This window comes from Microcoleus sp. B7-D4, assembly GCF_036705125.1.
GTDB lineage: Bacteria > Cyanobacteriota > Cyanobacteriia > Cyanobacteriales > Microcoleaceae > Microcoleus.
In genome coordinates, this window is record NZ_JAUBTT010000082.1 from 1 (window position 1) to 21,345 (window position 21,345).

At 47.4% G+C, this 21,345-nt stretch carries 20 protein-coding genes; 5 read left to right on the plus strand and 15 right to left on the minus strand.

Annotation, left to right across the window (positions count from 1 at the left end; translation table 11 throughout):
- Positions 1-71 precede the first annotated feature (71 nt).
- The 3 genes from QUB12_RS27490 to QUB12_RS27500 all read right to left on the minus strand — a co-directional run bounded on the left by QUB12_RS27490 (position 72) and on the right by QUB12_RS27500 (position 3,076).
- Positions 72-1,340 (minus strand): pitrilysin family protein, encoded by a 1,269-nt coding sequence (locus QUB12_RS27490; RefSeq protein WP_333139391.1) that lies wholly within the window; start codon positions 1,338-1,340, stop codon positions 72-74.
- 239 nt (positions 1,341-1,579) lie between these two features.
- Positions 1,580-2,845 (minus strand): pitrilysin family protein, encoded by a 1,266-nt coding sequence (locus tag QUB12_RS27495; RefSeq protein ID WP_333309282.1) that lies wholly within the window; start codon positions 2,843-2,845, stop codon positions 1,580-1,582.
- Between the two features lie 18 nt (positions 2,846-2,863).
- A complete protein-coding gene (locus QUB12_RS27500; protein ID WP_333309284.1) occupies positions 2,864-3,076 on the minus strand; it encodes a hypothetical protein in 213 nt (70 codons plus the stop codon).
- 155 nt (positions 3,077-3,231) lie between these two features.
- Between QUB12_RS27500 and QUB12_RS27505 the strand changes: the two genes are divergently transcribed.
- A complete protein-coding gene (locus QUB12_RS27505; RefSeq protein WP_333145193.1) occupies positions 3,232-4,260 on the plus strand; it encodes a hemerythrin domain-containing protein in 1,029 nt (342 codons plus the stop codon).
- Positions 4,261-4,552: 292 nt separating this feature from the next.
- Here the strand turns inward: QUB12_RS27505 and QUB12_RS27510 are convergent, their stop codons facing one another.
- From QUB12_RS27510 to QUB12_RS27525, 4 genes are all read right to left on the minus strand, one after another.
- A complete protein-coding gene (locus QUB12_RS27510; RefSeq protein ID WP_333309286.1) occupies positions 4,553-5,413 on the minus strand; it encodes an SDR family oxidoreductase in 861 nt (286 codons plus the stop codon).
- Positions 5,414-5,626: 213 nt separating this feature from the next.
- Entirely contained in the window at positions 5,627-8,221 is a 2,595-nt protein-coding gene (locus tag QUB12_RS27515) for an SdrD B-like domain-containing protein (RefSeq protein ID WP_333309288.1), read from the minus strand.
- Positions 8,222-8,399: 178 nt separating this feature from the next.
- Complete coding sequence (locus tag QUB12_RS27520; RefSeq protein ID WP_333105307.1) at positions 8,400-8,732, minus strand: hypothetical protein; 333 nt, start codon at positions 8,730-8,732, stop codon at positions 8,400-8,402.
- Between the two features lie 149 nt (positions 8,733-8,881).
- On the minus strand, positions 8,882-10,801 hold the full coding sequence (locus QUB12_RS27525; protein ID WP_333309290.1) for an SdrD B-like domain-containing protein: 1,920 nt from the start codon (positions 10,799-10,801) through the stop codon (positions 8,882-8,884).
- A 127-nt stretch (positions 10,802-10,928) separates the two neighbouring features.
- On the opposite strand from QUB12_RS27525, the gene QUB12_RS27530 reads away from it, so the two are divergent.
- Both QUB12_RS27530 and QUB12_RS27535 read left to right on the plus strand, forming a co-directional pair.
- Positions 10,929-11,066 (plus strand): hypothetical protein, encoded by a 138-nt coding sequence (locus QUB12_RS27530; RefSeq protein WP_333309291.1) that lies wholly within the window; start codon positions 10,929-10,931, stop codon positions 11,064-11,066.
- Positions 11,035-11,715: a peptidoglycan-binding protein gene (locus tag QUB12_RS27535; RefSeq protein WP_333309293.1), complete on the plus strand. Its 681-nt coding sequence runs from the start codon at positions 11,035-11,037 to the stop codon at positions 11,713-11,715. The genes QUB12_RS27530 and QUB12_RS27535 overlap by 32 nt, the downstream gene beginning before the upstream one ends.
- 786 nt (positions 11,716-12,501) lie before the next feature.
- Here the strand turns inward: QUB12_RS27535 and QUB12_RS27540 are convergent.
- Positions 12,502-14,379 carry a DUF1565 domain-containing protein gene (locus QUB12_RS27540; RefSeq protein WP_333145185.1) on the minus strand — a complete coding sequence of 626 codons (1,878 nt, stop codon included), beginning with the start codon at positions 14,377-14,379 and terminating at the stop codon, positions 12,502-12,504.
- Positions 14,380-14,742: 363 nt separating this feature from the next.
- Between QUB12_RS27540 and QUB12_RS27545 the strand changes: the two genes are divergently transcribed.
- Positions 14,743-15,825, plus strand: a complete 1,083-nt coding sequence (locus tag QUB12_RS27545; protein ID WP_333145183.1) for a thiamine phosphate synthase — start codon at positions 14,743-14,745, stop codon at positions 15,823-15,825.
- Positions 15,826-16,017: 192 nt separating this feature from the next.
- Positions 16,018-16,230, plus strand: coding sequence for a sulfur carrier protein ThiS (gene thiS, locus QUB12_RS27550; protein ID WP_333145182.1), 213 nt, complete (start codon positions 16,018-16,020; stop codon positions 16,228-16,230).
- Between the two features lie 7 nt (positions 16,231-16,237).
- On the opposite strand, the gene QUB12_RS27555 is transcribed toward thiS, so the two are convergent.
- From QUB12_RS27555 to QUB12_RS27585, 7 genes are all read right to left on the minus strand, one after another.
- On the minus strand, positions 16,238-16,753 hold the full coding sequence (locus tag QUB12_RS27555; RefSeq protein ID WP_333145181.1) for a hypothetical protein: 516 nt from the start codon (positions 16,751-16,753) through the stop codon (positions 16,238-16,240).
- The gene (locus QUB12_RS27560) at positions 16,750-17,766 is read right to left on the minus strand and encodes an AAA family ATPase (protein ID WP_333145180.1); all 1,017 of its coding nucleotides are present in this window, start codon (positions 17,764-17,766) and stop codon (positions 16,750-16,752) included. Before QUB12_RS27560 ends, QUB12_RS27555 begins: the two co-directional genes overlap by 4 nt.
- A 143-nt stretch (positions 17,767-17,909) precedes the next feature.
- On the minus strand, positions 17,910-18,209 hold the full coding sequence (rpmA, locus tag QUB12_RS27565) for a 50S ribosomal protein L27 (protein ID WP_190738131.1): 300 nt from the start codon (positions 18,207-18,209) through the stop codon (positions 17,910-17,912).
- Between the two features lie 27 nt (positions 18,210-18,236).
- Positions 18,237-18,629: a 50S ribosomal protein L21 gene (gene rplU / locus QUB12_RS27570; RefSeq protein WP_333036112.1), complete on the minus strand. Its 393-nt coding sequence runs from the start codon at positions 18,627-18,629 to the stop codon at positions 18,237-18,239.
- A 379-nt stretch (positions 18,630-19,008) separates the two neighbouring features.
- Positions 19,009-19,224, minus strand: coding sequence for a hypothetical protein (locus tag QUB12_RS27575; protein ID WP_333145179.1), 216 nt, complete (start codon positions 19,222-19,224; stop codon positions 19,009-19,011).
- Positions 19,225-19,549: 325 nt separating this feature from the next.
- Entirely contained in the window at positions 19,550-20,059 is a 510-nt protein-coding gene (locus QUB12_RS27580; RefSeq protein ID WP_333309295.1) for a DUF3122 domain-containing protein, read from the minus strand.
- A 110-nt stretch (positions 20,060-20,169) separates the two neighbouring features.
- Positions 20,170-21,105 carry a hypothetical protein gene (locus QUB12_RS27585; protein ID WP_333309297.1) on the minus strand — a complete coding sequence of 312 codons (936 nt, stop codon included), beginning with the start codon at positions 21,103-21,105 and terminating at the stop codon, positions 20,170-20,172.
- Positions 21,106-21,345 lie beyond the last annotated feature (240 nt).

Sequence of the window (21,345 nt, forward strand, 5' to 3'; positions counted from 1 at the left end):
CGCCCGTCCAAAAAGGACGGGCGGGACGCCCATCCCACTTTCAAGAGTGGAAGTTATTTAATTCTCATTCCTTAACAAACAGCCGCCACTCCCAACTCTGTAATCGCCGCCTCCGGGCCCACCAAAGAAATATACGGTTCGATGAAGTATTTCTTAGCAGCATCCCGCGCTTGTGAAGCTGTCACCTGTGCAATTTCTTCTTGAAATTGCTGGTCAAATTTAATTCCCAATCCCAAAATTTCGTACCAGCCTAAAACTTGGGCAATTTGCGAATTAGTTTGTTTTCCTAAAGCATATTGACCGAGCATTTTATTCTTGCAAGCTTGCAATTCTTCCTCGCTTAGTTGGATGCTGGTGAGTCGATCGACTTCTGTACGCAATCCTTCAAAAGCAGTCGTTGTATTTTCCGGCGCCGTACCCATGTACACGACAAACTGAGCCGTGTCCAAGCGCGTCGCGTAGAGCGCGGAAACGTCGTAAGCCAAGCCCCGCTTTTCCCGCAATTCCACAAACAATCGGCTCGACAAACCGTTACCCAAATAAGTATTCAGCAACTTAATCGCTGCATAGTCGGGATTTTTGACAGAGGGTGCGAGGTAGCCCAGCATAATCACTGATTGCTGCGTATCTTGCGCCTTAACGACCGATTGAGGGGAAGGTGATAGGGGGGGTACGGTTAAAGTGGGCAGGGGTGTTAAAGGCGCTTTCCAGTCCCCAAAAGTTCGATCGATCAGGGCGATCGCATCTTCAGTCGAGATTCTGCCGGCTACAGAAATAACTACATTATCGGGACGGAAATAGGTTTTGTGGAACTGTTCGAGCTCGTTTCTGGTGAGCTTTGACATAGTAGCTTCCGTGCCCAAGGGAGAGAAAGCATAGGGATGTTCCTGGTACATCGCGTGCCGCAATTGCTCGAAGGCGATCGCAAATGGCTGTTCTTGTTGGGATCGAATTGCCGATATGGCAATGCGGCGTTCGAGCTCGACTTCAGCTTCCGGGAAATTCGGCGATCGGGTCAATTGCGCCGCCAACTCCAAAATCTCCTCAAAATCTGCAGAAACCGTCTTCAAACTCACTAAAAAATAGTCTGTAGTAGAGTCGGCACTCAACCTCGCTCCCACCGATTCTACACGCTCGGCAATTTCCAGCGAAGACAGCCGATCGGTTCCCTTAGTCATTACCGCCGACAGCAAGTGACACAATCCTGCTTGTTCCGGCTGCACGTAGCGACTGCCGGCCCGCAGGAATATCCTAGCTGCAATAATATCTGCTGCTGGATTTTCTGCTGCTAAGACAACAATACCGTTGTCTAAAACCGTGCGCTGGATTTCATTTTTCATTGAATTCTTTGTTAACTGTTGACTGTTGACTGTTGGCTGTTGACTGTTGACTGTTGACTGTTCGCTGTTGATTGTTGACCACAGTAACAGATACATTTAACCCGGTAAATCTAGGAATCCACCTAAATCTACTTTTTATGGCATATGCTTAAAACGATCGTGACTTAATGTAACCATCGCTCTTGCTGTTTTAGTTGCAAGTTTTCTTTTACCTTTTTTCAATTAACCGTCCACCGTTATTAGATTGGTTTGAGTACCACGGCCGTATAGCGTCGGGGAGAGAGATATTGTTGAGCTAGGCGCTGGAGGTCTAATGGCCCAAATGCTTTAATCCTGGTGGGATAGCTGAGCGCTAATTCGGCAGTGGCGATCGTATTGTAATATCCATAAAGACCCGCTAGCTGTCCCGGCGTTTCGAGCGAGAAAGCAAAATCGTTGCACAGCAAACGCTTACAGCGCAGCAATTCTACCTCGGAAACAGGCTCAGACTGCAATTGCCAAAGTCGATCGCAAATCCGAGATTCCACCTCTTCGACATCCTTCGCGTCCAAGACTGCACTGATAGTAAATAAACTCGATTCCCGTTGCAATGAGAAAGTGCTGTCGATCGCCTCTACCAATTGTAATTCTTCCCGCAGTTCCCTGACTAAACGCGAAGTCCGCCCGTCTGCCAGCAACACTGACAGCAAATCCAAGCCGCAAGCACTTTGCAAATGTTCAACTCCCGGACCCGTCCAGGCCATCATCAGCCGCGCTTGTTCCAATCGGGGGAGACAGAGTTCCTGACGGCGAATTTCTATCAGTGGCGGTTCCGCCTCTGCGGTTAATTTGGGACAATCCCACCGATCGGAAAACTCCTCAAAAGCTTTTCCCGTAATATCTCTGGCCTGTTGTTCATCAATTCCGCCGACTACCACCACTGTCATATTTTCCGGCTGATAGTGCGATCGGTGGAAACAGCGCATTTCGTGGGGAGTTCGCGACATCAGCAGTTCTTCCGTGCCGAGTACCGATCGCCTGTAGGGATGTCGCTGGTAAACTGTTTCCATCATTGCTTGGAAACCCAGCCAATCGGGATTGTCTTGAGCTTGACGGATTTCTTCTAGCACCACATCTCGCTCCCGATCGAATTCCCGATCCGGAATCGAAGCCCGCAGTAGCAATTCTGCCAGTGGCTGCGCTGTTTCTGCTAAATAATCAGCCGCAGCGTTGACGAAAAAATGCGCGTAGTCGTGACTTGTAGCTGCATTCGCGACACCGCCGCGATTTTCGATTACTTGGTCAAATTCTCCAGGGGCGATCGAATCCGTCCCTTTAAATATCATGTGTTCTAGAAAATGAGCCATTCCCGACCAAGAATCCGGCTCCAGCGTAGCGCCAGCCCTCACCCATACGTCTAGCGCGACCACCGGTGTGGCCGAAATCCGCTGGTGAATGACCGTTAACCCATTATTCAGCTTCCAGACATTGGCTGGGAACTCTAAAGCAGTGAGCAGTTGAGACAAGCTAGTTATTCTTAAACTTTAGTTAACTTCGGCTGCAACTATGGTAGCGCTTTCCAGCTCTGCGATCGGGATTAATTGATACAAAAGTCTGTTGACTGTTGACTGTTGACTGTTGACTGTTGACTGTTGACTGTTGACTGTTGACTGTTGACTGTTGACTGTTGACTGTGGGCAGTGGGCAGTGGGCAGTGGGCAGTGGTCAGGAAGTAATTTTTGCTTTTTTTCAAACAACCTTGAGCCTTAATTTATTACCATTTTTTTGCTCAAAAGTCAATAGGTTGCACGGGATATTAATGAATCAGTCGGGAGAAAGAGGATGTTATCAGAATATATCAATAAATTAAGAGATGTAAGAACACTAAAGACCTTAAGAGGAGAAACGACTGATGGTAGCTACCTTAGAAGATACCAAGCGCCAAGCGATCGCGATGAAATTAGCAGACATGAAAGCGCTGCAAAATCTGTTGATCGCCAACGAGCAATTGTTCATCAATTCCTGCAACGACTCCGAACTAGCCCAGCGCTTCCGGGATATGCTCGAAGACGATCGCAAAAACTTGGGCGTATTAGAAACCGTAATCGTTCAATACGGCATTCAAACCGAACCCAAAGAAACCAGCGCCAAAATGATTGAAGAAGTTCAGAAACTCATGCAAGGTTCTGAACTCACATTGTTTGAAAAAGTCACCCAGCACGAACTGCTCAAACACAAACAAACAATGGCTGGTTTGTTAATTCACAAAGCTGCTCAAGTAGTCGGCGCCGACATCGAAGCTGCCATTACCCCGCTCAACACAGTTAACTTTGAGAACCGCGCTCACCAAGAACAACTCAAAGGAGTTCTCGAAATTTTAGGCGTGCGCGAACTAACCGGCAAAGACCCCGACCAAGGCGTTTGGGCTCGCGTGCAAGATGCAATGGCAGCCATGACAGGCATCATCGGCGGTGCAGTTACCCGCAGCAAAGATGAGATGAACATCACCGAAATCATCTCAATGGATCACCGCAAAACCGATACCCTATTTATGGAAATCGCAAGCACCGACGATCCTCAAAAACTGCAAGAATTCTTCGGTCAACTTTACAAAGACCTCAGCGTTCACGCAGAAGCAGAAGAACAAGTTGTTTATCCCGCAGTTCGCAGCTACTACGGCAATACTCAAGAACTGTACAGCGAGCAAGCAGAAATGAAGCAGATGCTTGCCCAAATTAAGGCTCTCAACCCTAGTTCTTCTGATTTCAAAGACCAAATCAAACAGCTCCAAACAGCGGTTAAAGATCACATTCGACAAGAAGAAAACGATATGTTCCCTCACATTCGCCGCAACTTGAGCGAAGCACAAATGGAACAAATGGCTACTCAATTCAAAGCAGCCAAAAGCACTATCCAGCAAGAAATGGCTAACCTGAGCTAATTCAGCAGCAAGCTAATTGTAGCTCTAGCTGAGCTCAAAACTAGCTAAACTGCAACCTATCAATCCCGCTACCAATGTGGCGGGATTACTGTTTTTTTGAAAGACAATTTTAATAAATAAATAAATATATATATTATTTGTAGGGGCGGGTTTCACGAAAGATATTTCGGCTAATTCATAATATAAATAAACCCGCCCTCCACAACTCGGGGGCGAGTTTATTTATATTATGAATTTCATTCAAAGATTTTCGGTAAAACCCGCCCCTACGAGCATTGGAAGCAAGAAGATTTTAGCCGTTAATCACAGATCCTCCGTTGGGATGCAAAATTTGACCCGTCATGTAAGACGAATCTTTGGAAGCTAAAAACACGTAACTGGGGGCAACTTCATCGGGTTGACCGGCGCGTCCCAAGGCCGTGTCTGCACCAAATTTCTCCACTTTTTCTTCAGGGAAAGTTGCAGGAATTAGAGGCGTCCAAATCGGGCCGGGGGCGACTCCGTTGACGCGAATTCCTTTCTCAGCTAAACTTTGAGACAAAGAGCGAGTAAAGGCAACAATTGCTCCTTTTGTGGAGGAGTAATCTAGCAATTGTTGATTGCCTTTGTAAGCGGTGACAGAGGTAGTGTTGATAATTGCACTTCCCTCTTTGAGGTGTTTGAGAGCGGCTTTTGTGAGGTAAAACATTGAGAAAATGTTGGTGCGGAATGTGCGCTCTAATTGTTCGGCGGTGATGTTTTCGATGCTTTCTTGGGGATGCTGTTCGGCGGCGTTGTTGACGAGGATATCGAGGCGGCCGAATTCTTTAACTGTTTGTTCTACAAGGTTTTGACAGAGGCTTTCATCGCCGATGTCGCCGGCGATCGCAATACAGCGTCGGCCTTGTTGTTCGATCGCCTCTTTGGTCTTTTTGGCATCATCATCTTCGTTAAGATAGCTGATGACTACGTTAGCGCCTTCCTTGGCAAAGGCGAGGGCTACCGCACGCCCGATACCGCTGTCTCCGCCAGTAATTAAGGCTACTTTATCGCGCAATTTGTCGCTACCGCGATATCCCTCCGCGAAGGATTGAGGTTGCGGAGTCATCTCGGATTCAATACCGGGTTGCTGTTCTTGATGTTGAGCCGGATTGGTTTGTTGTTGAGTTGGCATAACATATTCCTCTAAGTTCTACCTCTATAAATAAAGGTTTTCTGTAACTAGGGAATCGCTCTTTTTGCCGATCGTAGTCTACTACTAAAGACAGTTCGGGCGATCGAAACCGCTTGTTATTATTGTCAAAACAGCAAAAAGCACGCCAAAACATCATTTGACGTGCTGTTTAAACAAGCTAGCTGCTAATTGCTAAGTCTCGAACTAGAAACCCTAGTTAACATTAAACAAATTAGGCTCAGTAGTAGTCGTAGTACCTAGCAGTAAATTGGTCAGATCTCCAGGCACCAATACAGGTATTGCACTCGCCACTGGGCTTAAACTGGTCAGATCCTCATTAGCAAAGCTAATACCTGGACTACCTCCGAGCAAGTGATCGACGCTGGCCTTAACCGTAGCATCAAGTGAAATGCCGGGGTTATTCAGAGGATCGGTAGGAGTTGGCTCCTCCGGAGATTTACCAATCAGCAGATCCTCCCCCTGCATGCTACTTAGTCTTACTATTCCCGATGGGTCTGGGGTCGTCACAGATGTCGTAGGCACTGTGTTAGGGCCCGGCACGTCAAAGCTAACCGGGTTGGGCCCAGTTGGGATCGGGAAATTGTTGGTAACGCCCGGAGTATTGAAGACTTCCAAAACCGAGTAGCTGGCTGGAGACAAATTATTAAACCGAGCAATACCAGCAGCATCAGTTCTCACCAGCGGTTCTGTTGCAGCATCGTAGCGACCGTTGCCGTTGAAATCCAAAGTGAAGGGCACATCGGCCAGGGGCGGTTCGTTTCCGTTGCGTATACCGTTGCGGTCGTCATCTCGGAATTTAGGAACCAAGAGGTCATAGCGGCGAGAGTTACCCACCAAAGCACAAGTAAAGGTTTGATTCGCACCGAGAACAATATCCAGCGGTTGAGTCGTTTTGAAGAAGCCCGAAGGTAATACTTCCCGAACGCTGTAATTGCCAGGGCGCAAATTGGTGAATGCAAAGGTACCAAACTGATCGGTAATAGAAGTGGGCTCTGTTGCTTGCAACACACCGTCACCATTGGTATCGATAGCAATGGTGACACCCGCAATTGCTGGCTCATTTCCATCTCGATAACCGTTCAGGTTGAAGTCCTCAAACTTGCAACCGGTGATGTTGCTGTTAGGTGTGTTGGCAAAGGTAACGTTGGCGTCCTGAGTGTTCAGGGTAACATCAACGCGATCTGCAGTAGAAGGCGAGAAATTCGGCGGTACCACTTCTCGGACGACATAGTTGCCCGGTGCCAAGTTGGAAAAGGCAGCTCTTCCCTGGTCATTTGTGATCAGTTGCTGTTCGCCAGTGTCGGGAGTCCCGTTATTGTTGGTGTCCAGGAAGACAGTGATACCCCTAATTGGCGCTTCACCCTGATTTGGTTCGTAGCGACCGTTGGCATTCAAGTCGTTGTATTTGAAGACATTGATGAGTGGTAGAGTGTTGCCCACACCTGCATTATTGCCAATACCCTGAGTAGCTCCAACCGGAGTAAAGGTAAGTGATGGCGATGGGTTGGGCGCTGGTAAAGTTGTAACTGGCGCTGCAAAAATTGGCCGCTCACCAGTGGTCGCGATCGATCTTTCACCTGGTTGTTGAACGCCGTCGCGGTTGGTGTCTACGAATTTAGGGTCGTTTGGTTTCAGCGTGTAGGTTGAGTCTGCTACTAGCAGCGGTTGCTCTCTGCTGATAGTACCCTGGAATCGCGCCTGTGGCCCTGGTGCCGAAACCAGAGCGGGGTTTGGAGTGGTTGCTACTGGAGCATTCAGGTTTCCTGGGGCACCGCCACCTACTTCTGCAGGCAGTACACCTGGAAAAATTTCCAACACTCTGTAATTGCCAGCTCGCAAATCCTTGAAGGTAACGACTCCGTTCGCATCTGTGATGGCTATCGGTTCCGAGCCTGCTCCATCCCAGCGACCGTTCCCGTTCACATCTAAAATAAACGGTACTCGGGCAATGGCGGGTTCCAATACTCCACTAACCACATTTCGCAAGCCGTTGCGGTCTATGTCGCGAAATTTGTTAACTTCAATTTGATAGAGCGGAGTATCGCCAACTTGAGCGCAGGCAAAGGTTTGACCGGCTGCTACCGTCACGTCCAGTATGGGAACGTTGCCGGGGGGAGTGCTTTGGGGAAAATCTTGTGTTTCTAAGGGTTCTGCATCCGTAGCATTAACTTCTAGTCCGGTAACAGAATTAATCTGTCGTCTGATCCGTTCTTCCCGAATCTTGTAGGTTCCGGGTGCTACGTTGAACGACCATGCACCATTTTTGTCTGTTAAAGTGTTCTGTTCCCCTGCATCGCGTTGACCGTTGCCATTTGAATCAATATATATCCTGACATTTTTAATCCCCGGTTCATTCCCGTCTCGGAAGCCGTCGGCATCTATGTCTAAATATTTGCATCCAACGATTCGGCTGCCTACATCGACTGGGCCGTTGCCAAAGAAAACGTTGACATTTCTGTTGCCAACGGTGACAGCGAGGGGGTTGGGAGTAGTAGGGGTCAAATTAGCAGGTATTACGGTTTCCCTGAGTACGTAATTGCCCGGGACAAGATTTATGAATGAGAACGCGCCGTTAGCGTCCGTCGTGGTTGATATTGTGGTACTTGCTGACTCGAGGCGGATGTTGACATTCGCCAGACCAGGTTCATTTGCCTGTCTGATGCCATCCCGGTTCTGGTCAAAGAACTTGATTCCTAAAATTGCCGGGCCAGCATTCCCAACCACAACTGGCTGTAGTTGCTGGGCTGTGAGCAATTGCTCTTCGTTAGTTAAACCTAAATCTGCCATGATTTCTCTCCTTCACACCTAAATCCACGTAAATTACAGACTACTGTATGGGTTGTAACTTGCTGAGTAGTTTTTACTAATAGCTGACAACCGCTACTCGATTTTACATACGTCTGTACTTGAGGTAATGTTCCCATCTCACACAACAATGCCTCAAGCTTTGTCGCTGGCAAGTATATCAGGTTTTGAAGAACCCTGGCAATTTGAGGGCAACATCTTCAGGATTTGCACACCTTCTCTGTCCGTACATACTTGCTGTTTCGAGCTTTAAAAAGCCTAAGACTGACTTCTCCCCCCTGATATCAAGTCCGGCTGCATTGTTCTTGTTCGTCCTGGTTCGCTGTCCTTGACGCTCGCCTCCTCTGGGATTGCCAATGACAGATATCCCAGCATCGATCGATCTACCGGACTTGATATGACTTGCTTTGCCTGGAAATACGCCGATCGGGTTTGGGGGAATTACCTGATAGTTTCTCACTGACAGAGATGCTACTGCCTCTGAATATTGCACCCAATATACAAGCCAGCTTCGGAGTTGCCGGAACTTAGGCTTGAGTGTTGGAGGTTGCCAACAATAGGGTATCACGCGATCGCCCTTTAACCTCTTCCTGATTTTTATCTGCGGTTTGGGATTCCGGGCGATCGAGCGAATGTGTCACCCTACATAACCCCGAAATCTCTCGCGCCCATCGGCACAAACGAGTGAGCGATCGCCCCTTTAATTAATTCATTTTTATTGACAAATTCACCGACTTGTGCATAAGTATCCAGACCGACATTCTGTGGCCCAATGTTAGGAATATTGCCTAAATTGGCAACAGGTCGATCGACAAAAAAATCACTAATTCGATAACTATCACGACCCTCGCTCAAAAGCAAGCTATCCGCCCCCATATTACCCGCAGTTTCGGGCCCGGTATAGTTGCTGGCATCCGTCAGCAGGTCGCCCTTCAAGGATTTAGCCGACCAACCCTCAGCATCTGGCATCACCAAATCGATGCTGCTAGCCCGAATATCTGCGGAGACAACAACCACCGCAGGTGGAGTCGTTGGAATGAAACCGGGCGGCGGAACTTCCCTGACAACATAACTACCTACAGGAACGTTACGGAAACTGTAATTGCCCTGAACGTCGCTTAAGGTACTCGCTTCGCCCGGATCTAAACTGCTGTTGTTGTTGAGGTCGATGTAAATCTGAGTGTTGGCGATCGGCGGTTCCCCCGGATCTAGGCGGCCGTTAGCGTTAAAATCGTTAAATTTCACACCGCTGATCGTGCCCGTTACCAACACGTTGCCAAAGCTGAGATTAGTGGCATTTGTGCCGTTGCCCACGGCGATCGGAGTCGGATTTGGCGTGGTTTGTCGAAAACCGGGCTGCGGGACTTCCCTCACCACATAAGTCCCTGGAGGCAAATTGATAAAAGAGAAATTACCTTGGGGGTTTGTTAAAGTCGAAGGTTCGTTGGGGTCTCGGCCGCCGTTGTTGTTGAAATCAAGGTAAATCGGCCAGTTGGCAACTCTCGGTTCCGTCGGTTCGTTGATACCGTTACCGTTGAGGTCGTTGAACTTGAAGCCGCTGATGCTGCCGGTAGGAAAATTGTTGCCGAAATTGACGCCGACAACATTGGTATTGCCAGTTATGTCGATCGGGCCTGGATTTGGCGTAGTCTGTACCCATCCCGGTTGCTGGACTTCCCTCACCAAATACCGGCCGGGAGAAACATTGGCAAAAGTGTAGTTGCCTTGGGGGTTTGTGATGGTGTTGGGTTCGCCGGGCTCAAAGCTGCCGTTGCCGTTGAGGTCGATGTAAATTGGCCAGTTAGCCAGAGGCGGGTCTGTCGCATCTCTGACGCTGTTGGCATTGAGGTCGTTGTATTTGAGACCGCTGATGCTGCCGACAAAAAAGACATTGCCAAAATTGATGTTGTTGACAGTCGCGTTGGAAGTAACGTTAACCGGGCCGGGGTCAGGCGTGGTTTGGCGAAAACCCGGTTGCTGGACTTCTCTGACCAAATATGTACCTGCGGGAATATTGACAAAAGCGTAATTGCCCTGAGCGTTTGTCAAAGTAACCGGTTCGCCACCGTCGAGCCTGTTGTTGCGGTTGAGGTCGAGGTAAATTTGCCAGTTAGCTAGCCCTTGTTCCCCAGGATCTCGGCTGCTGTTGTTGTTGATGTCGTTGAATTTTGTGCCTGCGATCGTCCCGGCGTTAAAGTTGTTGCCAAAATTGATATTGCCAGCATTTGTGCCGCTGGTAATCGTGATGGGTGCGGGATTTGGGGTAGTTTGGCGAAAGTTCGGCTGCTGGACTTCCCTAACTTGGTAAGTTCCCGGCGGCAGGTTGGCGAAGATGTAGTTGCCTTGCGGGTTTGTGAGGGTGGAAGGTTCGTTAAACTCAGGCTGGCCGTTGTTGTTGAGGTCGAGGTAGATTTGCCAGTTGGGAATGGGGAATTCTCCAGGATCAGGGCGGCCGTTGGCGTTGAGGTCGTTGTATTTGGTGCCGCTGATGCTGCCGACTTGGAAGTTCCCGATGTTGACGTTGCCGATGTCTATTTGGCTGGCGGTTATGGATTCGGACATGGTGTTGCTGGGGCCCAATGAACGCGGTTCAATGTTTTCTGTAGGGCAATCTAGCAGTTTTTTTGCCAATTGCAGCTATTTCAGGGGATAAATTATTTTTAGGAAAGGGAAGGGAGGGGAATCAGAAATGCCCAATGCCCAATGCCCAATGCCCAATGCCCCATGCCCGATGCGTAAATTTTTTCCAGATTTGATGTACGATCGCTACCAGTTTTGCAGAGGTCGAATTCCCAATGTCCCAAAACTTGACAGCAACCTGGAATAAAGCCCGCGAGGTTCCCAGTTTGCTCTTCGGCTGGAGTTTGTGCGGTTTATTGGTAATGGGATCGATCGCCCCTACTCCTGCTGTCGCACAGCTACCTACCTCCGAACAGAGTAACAGCAACAGCCCGATCGCTCAAACAGGTGCGATCGTCCGCCCCACGCTCAAATTGGGCAGCCGCGGCTCGGAAGTCATCGAACTCCAAGCTGCTCTTCAATTGTTGGGCTTTTATACTGGCACTGTAGACGGGATTTTCTCACAAAGCACCGCTAGAGCTGTGTCTCAGTTCCAGGAAGCAGCAGGCCTGCCTCCCGACGCCATAGTCGGTCAAGATACTTGGAACCGGCTGTTTCCTGCGACTCGGAGCGCGATGGTCGAAAACCCCACAGCCAACATTCCCCCAACTGCCGACAACTCAGAGATTAGCCCCGAAGCGCAGCCCACCAATTTTCCCGTTTTAAGAAGACGAATGCGCGGGCCGGCAGTCAGAGATTTGCAAGAACGGCTGCGGGCCAAGGGATTTTTGCGCGTGAGTGCTGACGGCGTGTTTGGCCCGGAAACTCAAGCTGCTGTCAAGGCGGCTCAGCGACAATATCAACTGCCAGCAGACGGCATTGTCGGCCGCGCAACTTGGGAAGCTCTGCTGCGTTGACACCAAGCAAATAGTGCCGGCTATGCACGTTGCGGTATCGGGCGATCGTACAAATTGTTAATAATCGCTTTTGGAAGTATTTCGTCACATCAAAAAGTGTCAAGTTTGGTAAACAAAGTGTTTTTAGGCGCGCAGTTGGTGTTAACTTAAAAACATGAGGGGCAAAACCAAGAAGCACAAAAAACTTGGATAAAAAATTTGGAATTAGAGTATTTGTCCCGATCGGCTCTAGTTCGCAGGCAACGCCTGAACCGTGTAGCTTATTAGCACAGAAAGGTTGATATTGCGATTCGTATTGGTTAGATAGCTTGAGGCTATTGGATTAATCAAAAGTTGCGATCGCAGAACAGTCAAACACAGAAGTCTGAATAGACTCCGCTGATAGCTAGCTCGTATGCAGAGTAGTTGCAAGCAAAAAAGTCCACCTTAGTTGTAGTTGGCTGAAACTCAGCAGAGCTAAAAACCCACTTGAATCAACTGAATTTACAAACTTTTTAGGGTCTGGCATCCGATATGCTAGGCCCTAAAAGTTTTGATCGTTGACAGTTGACAGTTGACAGTTGATAGTTGACAGTTGACAGTTGACAGTTGACAGTTGACAGTTGACAGTTGACAGTTGATAGTTGACAGTTGATAGTTGACAGTTGATAGTTGACAGTTGATAGACCTCTGGCAAAAGTCCTTTTAATAAAATTTTGGAACGGGCATCTTGCCCGTCCTAGTTATTTTTGAAAGAGGTCTAATGACTACTGACTACTGACTAATGACTACTGACTAATGACCATTTCATTTAATTTCTTCAATTCGAGCATTCAAACCGTTAGCGCTGAGCATTTGTAGCAATTCCTCAGCTTTTTCGCGTTCCCGAAAAGCACCGGCTTGCATCACGGGTCGCCCGCTGGCAAAACTGCGAAAAGCACCGGGAACGAGGGATTGCATTTTTTGTCGATCGCCCCAACTGTTGGCATCCACCACAACTCGATAGCGCAAACCCAAAGCAGACGGTCGATCGAACGACGGCGAATTATCCGCGGCATCGGGCCAAGAATTCCCCCCTAAAGCAGCAGGTACATAGCCGCCCCTTCCGATCGGAATGTTGCGGCCCGGAACCGGCAATCTACCTTCGGAAGCAACCGAACTCGAACTATCAAAATTGGGAGGAATCATTGGTTGCTGTACCGAACTTTCCGAAACTGATCGATAATTCGGATCGGGCACAGGAATTGCGATCGTCCCTGGGACTACCGATGAAGCACCGACATTCCTCCCAGAAAGCTCTTGCTGCAACTGAGCGCTTGGCGGTGCCGATAGATTTTGCACTGGTCGCCTGGAAACGGGCGCAGGCGGGGGAAGTGGCGCTCTTTCAACTCTGGGGCTTAGCCGTCCGGGGGTGTAAGCAGGGAGAGAAGTGTCGGGGCCACCGATGTTGGGAGGTCGATCGGCTATACGCTGCAAAGCACTTCCCCCCATTGGCCCAGGGGTAAAAGTTCCCGCCACGTCAACCGATCCCGTCGTCCGGCTGCTCGACAATTGATTCCCGTAAGCTGGGATTACTTGACCTTTGGCCGCATTGTTGACATCGTACTGACCGTTGTTGCGAATGACATTGCCCCCCGGTTCGGCAGCAGTTCCCAAATCCGGCAGAGAGCTCGATATCGCCACAATTCCGTCCCGCCGATTACTCTCGATATAATTGTTACGCAGCACGGGTCTAGCATTAGCTTGCACCACCACGCCATCCTTATTGCGAGTAATTTTGTTGCCAATCAGCAGAGGCGAAGCGTTCTGCGCTACATTCACCCCAAATCCCGTGTTTTCAAACACATTATCTCGAACTTCCGGCTGGGAAGTGCCAAAAATCGTGATGCCGTTAGCTCCATTTTTCGAGAAAACATTCCCGCCAATCGTAGGCCTGGAAGTACCCACTACCGAAATGCCGTCGTGAGTGCTGCCAGAAAAAGTATTGTTAACAACCGTCGGAGAACTCGATTCGATCCACAAAGCGTAACCCCGATAGTTGGTATTCGTCACCGTCACCCCGCTGAGTCCCGCCCCATCTGCGCCTAAAATCGCAATATTTTGACCCGCCGAAGTCGGACTGATAAAGTATCCTCCGCCTTTGATGACAATATTCTGACCGCGAGTGTTGGGATTTCCCTGAACTGTCACGCTGGGCCTGAGCATTAATGGAAATTTTTCGCCGGTTTGCTCGCTGTAAGTACCGGGCGCTAGCAAAATCGCTGTTTTGGGCGGGGCCACGCTTAATGCGTAGGTAAGGGTTTTAAACGGAGCTCGATCGCTGCCGTTGCCTCCTGTGTCGCTGCCGCCGATCGAGCTGACGTACAGTATGTTAATCTCGCTCTGCAGCGTCTGAGAAAGTAGCTGCACTCCCGGTATCCCGGCAGCGATAACTGACGGTTGATGGTTGCAAAGGGCGGTGGTGGCAAAAACGAGTAGAAGGCAAGAACTCAAATAAGATTTTTGCGATCGCTTTTCTTTGCACCAGGTCTGTTGTAAGTAAATCAGCATAAAAAAACGCAACTTATCTGTGATCCGAGTTTCGCCTCCGGTGTTTCGTGTCGGGTTTTCGCGATCGAAGTTTAAAGACGCCCGCCTGCTTGGGTTGTTCTCCCTTAATCTTTTGTGTTGTTCTGCTAACCTCACGGCTCTCCTCCCAAGTGTGGTATGCAGCTTAACGATTTCACTCTCATCAAGTTTGATCTATTATGCTTCGTTTTTCTCAAATTCAATAAAACTTAAAAATTTGTCTAAATTAAATCGGTGGAGGTAAAAATTAGGCCGATCACTTTGCTACGATCTTGACCAAGAATTTCAAAGGTGGTACAAGCCCCCGTCTCGCTCCGTGGAATCAATCGAAAGCATCTCAAATCTAAAATCCTCAAGCCCCCGAATTTATCTCGCGCAAGTCAATCCAAAATCCAAAATCTAAAATCTAAAATCGAATGACGGCGTGGGACAATGTAGCGGTTTGACTGGTAGGATTAATTATAATTAGGGTGGTTCTGAATGACCGACAAACAAAACAGAACTTTACCGGCACAGCCAGCCCTCTGCCGGATTTTAGATGCAAATTTAGATCGATCGCGCGAAGGGTTGAGAATTATTGAAGAATGGTGCAGGTTTGGTCTCAACAGCGCCGATTTAGCTGGCGAGTGCAAGGAACTGCGTCAAGAATTGGCGGCTTGGCACGTCGCAGAACTTCGCAGTTCTAGGGATACGCCGGCCGATCCGGGTACGGAGTTGACTCACCCGCAGGAAGAGCAGCGTTCGAGCATTCAGCAGCTACTGGAGGCGAATTTCTGTCGGGTGGAAGAAGCTTTGCGGGTACTCGAAGAGTATGGCAAAATTTACGATCGGAATATGGGCGCGGCTTTTAAGCAGATGCGCTATCGGGTTTATACTCTCGAAAGCGATTTGCTGGCTTACCGGCGCTACCAGCAGTTACTTCGATCGCAGTTATACCTTGTAACTTCGCCGAGAGACAACTTGTTGGGAGTCGTGGAAGCTGCTTTGCAAGGGGGACTGACTTTGGTGCAGTACCGCGACAAAACCTCAGACGACGGCGCAAAGCTGGCCAACGCGCGTAAGCTTTGCGAACTTTGTCACCGCTATGATGCTTTGCTGATTGTGAACGATCGCGTGGATTTTGCGATCGCAGCGGATGCCGACGGCGTACACTTAGGACAGCAAGATTTGCCTGTGGCGGAAGCGCGCAAGTTGCTCGGCCCGGGACGGATCATCGGTTGTTCGACTACGAATGGCGAGGAAATGCAGCGAGCGGTTGACGCGGGAGCAGATTATATTGGAGTTGGGCCGGTCTACTCCACTCCTACTAAACCTGATAAACAGGCCGCAGGTTTGGACTATGTGCGGTATGCTGCTACTAAGTCACCGATTCCGTGGTTTGCGATCGGCGGAATTGATATCAACAACCTCGATGAAGTATTGAATGCCGGAGCTCAAAGGGTTGCCATAGTACGCGCGATTATGGAAGCAGAACAGCCTACTTTAGTCACGCAGTTTTTCATCTCGCAGTTGATTCGGATGCAGAATCTAAAAGCTCAGAAAGCTTTGCACGGAAAAAGCTAGGTTTCAGTAAGCTAGGACTTACACATCGGTAGTCAGAAACCGGGTTTTTTTGCGAGAAGACACGTTACAGCCCGCAAATTCGGTAAAAACCCGGTTTCTCTGGTAAAAGTGCATCCAGGACTGTTATTGAAAAAGTCGGGAACCTAACAAATAACAAATAACTAATAACTAATAACTAATAACTAATAACTTATGATAAATAAAATTGCGCTGCAAGTTAACGGAGAAACCCGCAATTGTGCGATCGACACACCGTTACCAGAATTACTAAAACAATTGGGATTAAACCCGCGCTTGGTGGCTGTGGAGTACAACGGGGAAATTCTGCACAAACAATTTTGGGAAACTACACAGATGCAAGAGGGGGACATCTTGGAAATTGTGACAATTGTGGGAGGAGGCTAGCCACAAATTAGCTAATCAATCCTTGTAATCTAGCCATTGTGTCATTCAGCACCACCACAGAAGTCGCAGATAAATTCCAAGTTTTGATTGTAGGGTTGAGTGCTTTTTTGAGCGCATCCTGTAGCGGTGGTAGCCGTGCCTCTTGATGTCCCTTGATCACCAGTATTAAGCGAAAATCAACTTTTTGGAGATCCAGCGTTTGAAAGGAGTTAGGCAATTCTCCCCAGGTAGAATGGCGCTTTAGGCAAGTTGCTACAGTCAACGTGAGCGCGTTGGTCAACTTCTCTTGAATTTCGAGGAGAAAATGATCGAAATTAGGCTGAGTTTCAGGACGTGGGGAACTCTGCTTTGCCTCCACAATCCATACTATAGAGTCATCTTGGGAATGGAGCAGTAAGAACTCCGCTATCTTCACGCCTTCGTTGATTTTTTGATAAGTTTCGCTTTTCTCAATGTAGAAGCAATCTCCTTCTGGGTAAGGGCCGAATGTCATGCCAGACTCACTAATTGGCTCAGTCGTCATTGCAATGCCAGCTCCACCTCTTCTTTGTAGAGCTGGATTGATTCGTCGATAATTGGGTTGTCTGGCAACCCTTCCCTGAGATTTGCGAGCTCCCAACGATTATCTTTCACAGAAATTATTGGAATTGATAGTTTATTGTTTTTCTGTGCAATGAGAAACAGTTTTTTGATGACAAAATAGGAGTGACTCGCCATGAAAAACTGGATTCCACACTCAGCTAACATGGCAATAATATCGAGAAACTTTGAAATTGTGGCTGGATGTAGTGCTGATTCTGGCTCATCGATGAAGATTACCGATTTTTGGTCAAGATAACGGTTCCCTAGTAAGGTGTCAAGAATGGAAATCTTCTTAATACCTTCTGCCGTTACGCCAATAGGGAACTTTTGATTCCCCTTCTTGAACTGCCAACGCCCCAAATTTTCATCATACTCAACCTTTCCCTCTAGAATCTCGCTTAGGTTCTTTCTGGACATAGCAAACTGCTGGTAATTTCTGCCACCTGTAGGAGGTTGGCGCAGTGCTCGTGCTAAATCGAGATAGGTATCATCGAAACCGAAGGTCTTGCTCAGTTCGCGGGATTGTAGAATGATATGATGCAGGGAGAGAACTTCTTTTGTAGGTAAAAAAATAGAATTACTACTTCGAGGTGGAACATGATTTTCTAGAGTTTGGATATTTTTCGTGGTGTCTTTACCAAATCTATAATAAAAATCTTGACCATCACAATTGAGCTTGAAAGATAGTGGTTCATCTGCTCCTTTGCTCACAAGGTCGCCGATTTTCTCTATCTCAAAAGTCCAATACAGTTTGTCTGCGAGTATTTCGGAAGCATTGCGTGGTTCGTTGCCCCGTTTATACTCTTCTAGGGTTCGCATAGCACTGTAAAGCGCTTTGAGCAGAATGGTTTTACCTGTTCCATTGCCGCCGATAATCAAATTAATGTGACCTAAGTTCTCGCACTTGAACTGATGGATAGGTCCAAAGTTCTTGAGTTCAAGGCTGTTTATCATCGGTTATTTCTCACAAAACTTGTCTACCAAACCTTAGATACCCGACTTCTTAAAGAAGTCGGGTATCTGGGTATATTGAGATAGAGAATCAGGAGGCATAGCCTCTAGATATGCGTTCCCAGGCATAGCCTAGGAACGAAGAATTAAACTGCGACAGCTTCAGCCACGGGTTCAGCCACAGGTGCTGCTACAACAGGATAAATGCTAACTTTCTTGCGAGTTTTGCCTTTTCTTTCAAAAGTCACCACACCGTCAATCATGGCAAACAGAGTATCATCTCTGCCGATACCAACATTATTACCAGGGTGAACTTTAGTGCCGCGTTGACGGATCAAAATGTTGCCAGCTTTGACAACTTGACCGCCGTATTTTTTGACACCCAGACGCTGAGAATTAGAATCGCGTCCGTTACGTGTACTGCCTGTACCTTTCTTGTGGGCCATAATATCCTCAACTGTATTTACTATTTTTTATTCTGAATCAGTTTCGGCGGTTTGGGGGGTTTCAACAACTGCTTGAGTTAAGTCTCTGGCGGCCAAGACTGTACCGTTGACGCTGATGGAGTCAATCATAAAGCGAGTTGTTTCTTGACGGTGCCCTTTTTTCTTCCGAGTTTTCTTTTTCGGCTTCATCTTGTAGACGAGGACTTTGCGGCCCCGGAAATGCCGGAGAACCGTTCCTTCTACAGTGGCATTTTCTAGTAGAGGCTGGCCGATATGAACCTCGCCTTCGTGCTGGATCAGAAATACTTTGTCTATGGTAACTTTGGATTCAGCTTCAACGTGAAGCAGTTCGATGTCGTAGAAGCGGCCTGGTTCTACCCGAAATTGTTTGCCGCCGGTTTCAATGATTGCGTAAGTCATGGGATGGTTGTTGAGATTGCCGTACAGGTAGCTGATGAGTCTTTGGTCATTGGTCGTTGTGGACTTTTGACTGCTGACTGCTCTCCAGCTTTTGGAATGTCTTAACCTGATCCGAGCCGGATTTAGACAGACAATCTACCATTATTCGCGATTTTGGTATTTTTGTCAAGTTCGATCGCGCTGGAAAGTTCTAATTAGGTAAGACTTAGGCACGGGTGGTCAGAAACCGGGTTTTTTACGAAAATTCTTCGTTTTCAGCCAGAGATTAGGTAAAAAACCCGGTTTCTTCGGTCTTAATGGGTAAGTCCTGTTAGGGATAAAAATAGAAGATGCTGTAAATTTTTTATCCCATTGATCCAAAAGGGCGATCGAACTGGATTCAAGCCGTCGCAGAACATTTGCGCGATCGTAACAATTCCAAAGCTTGTTGTTTCACCCTACCTTCCATCACCTCTTTCTGCAAATTAATAAAAGCGTCAAAATCTTCTAAACCATACTTGGTCATCTGCAACTGCTGTCGCAACTGTTCTTCTGCCTCAACCGTTAAGTAACCTGTTGCCAAAGCTTTGCGGACAATTTTACTGATTAAAGTCATAGTAGCTTCACCCTGAATACACCTACGTTAAAACACTGAAGTTTTGTCACCCGACTAACTCAGCTTTGAGTTTGTTTCATAATTACCCTTAAAATAGGTTAAATCTACCTTAAGGTCTAAGTAAATAAAGTTATTTTTAATACATCCATCAAACTTTAGCGATTTGAAATGTAGAGTACGATTAAATTTATCTATTTAGTTTTTGCCCGACCACATTATTATTCAACTACGTTAAATCTACCTTAAGGCATAATTTAAACATAACGATTTGTGACCTTGGAAATTGTATCGATGTTAAATGTAGAGTGCGCTTAAATCGGTATATTTAGTTTCTATCTAACAACAGCCGCCATTCTCTGACAGCAAAAGGAGGAACCACCAATTCTGTTTCTTTTAGATTTTTCACAGGCAAACTCAACAGCAAAGGTCGATTACTTTCCAATTGTGTAATTATTGATTTGAAATCGTATTCTCCGACATTAATTGGCAAACCCGACTCGTTCCAAATATCATTAGCATTGCCCATTTCCCGCTTGCCCGCCGCAACTTTCAGCGGAACAGGATGCTGCAATTCTGTTCCGGGAAATCCTACTAATCTCAGATTTAAAGACTTTACTACTCCCGACTTGACTCGCTTGTACAAAACAACTTGCCATGCTTTATCGTCTGTATCACGCAGGCTTTGTACGGATCGGAACATTACTGTCTCGGCAGTTTCTGGATATTTGTGAATCGAGGCGAAAGCGGGCGGGCTGATAGCTAAGATTAGATACAAACACAAGCTAATGACAGTTAAAGCCTTGAAGAGGGAAGGTTTTCTACTGAGATTGTTCATAGGATGACCAAAATATCGCTTGTTACCCAAAAGTTTAATAGATAAAAAAGTAGGGTACGTCGCAGGCACCCTACTACTCATTTTAAACCTAGATGAATCCAACTGCCTGCTTAGGCGGGAAGAGCATAAAAAGCAACCCCCTCATCCCGGAAATCTGACCTCGCCTGTACCGCCCGCCGCTGCTCTTCGCTTCTTGTGAAAAAGTGTGTAATATTTAGCGGATTTTCCCGTTCCCTCGCCAGGTTGGTAAAACGATAGACGGGTATTGCACCCGGAACTGCGGTGCTATATGAATTGAAAACCTCCCCCTGATCGCGGAACTGGGGTAAGGTGCGAACAAACGTTATCTCACCAGGTTTATTCGTAAAGAAATAGGTTCCTGATGCCGTATTTAAGAAGCGTTGAACCTTGGCGTTACCGTCGCCTGGAGCAACAAATTCATCGCCTTCACTCTGGAAACGAGAAGGGTTGGTTAGTCGGTCACTTTTCTCTATTCGGTCTGTAGTATAAAAATGCCCTCCTGCCGTCTTGTCAAAGAAACGGGCGACGGGAATACCACTACTGCCTCCTGCATTTAAATTCGCACCTGTTAGGGGGTCTTTCAAGGCGACACTCCCACTGGGAGTTGCAACCTGTAATGTGAAAGGCTGAGGAAGTTGTGTTAACGTATTCAAGCTAGTCACGCGGACTACATAGTCCACACCAGGCAGACTTGTAAGCGAATTAGCACCATTTAAGAATTGGACACCAGAACTCGGTATTTTTGAGTTGACGCCGCTGCCGCCATCATCAACCTGAGCAATAAGAAGACCCGTATCAGTGACATTCGCACCCCTGCTGCCTTTGGGTACCTGAAAGACTTGCAAGTAAGGGTCGAAGCTAGTGCTGAGATCTTTAAAAAGATCAATTGATATAGGCTGATTAACTAACTCTACCTCTAAGAGGTAATCTTTAGCGCGAGTTCTTGCAGGACCATCGCCAAGATTAGGAGTGGGGATATCCTTGTCAGTTGTAGTTAACTGATTTGTCACTTGAACTGATGCCATTTAAACTGTCCTCTTAACTTTTATGATAGCAGGTGTTATAAAATACTGCTTTCTACATTTATAAAATACTCAAGACTGATAAGTTACCTAAGAGCTCTTAGTATTTTTATTAGGTATTTTTGTGAGTACACTAGGTTAAAAATTATCTTTTTAATATAGGACTTACGCATGGGGGTTCGGAAACCGGATTTTTTAAGAAAATACTTCAAGCGGGCCCATAGATTCGGTAAAAAACGGGGT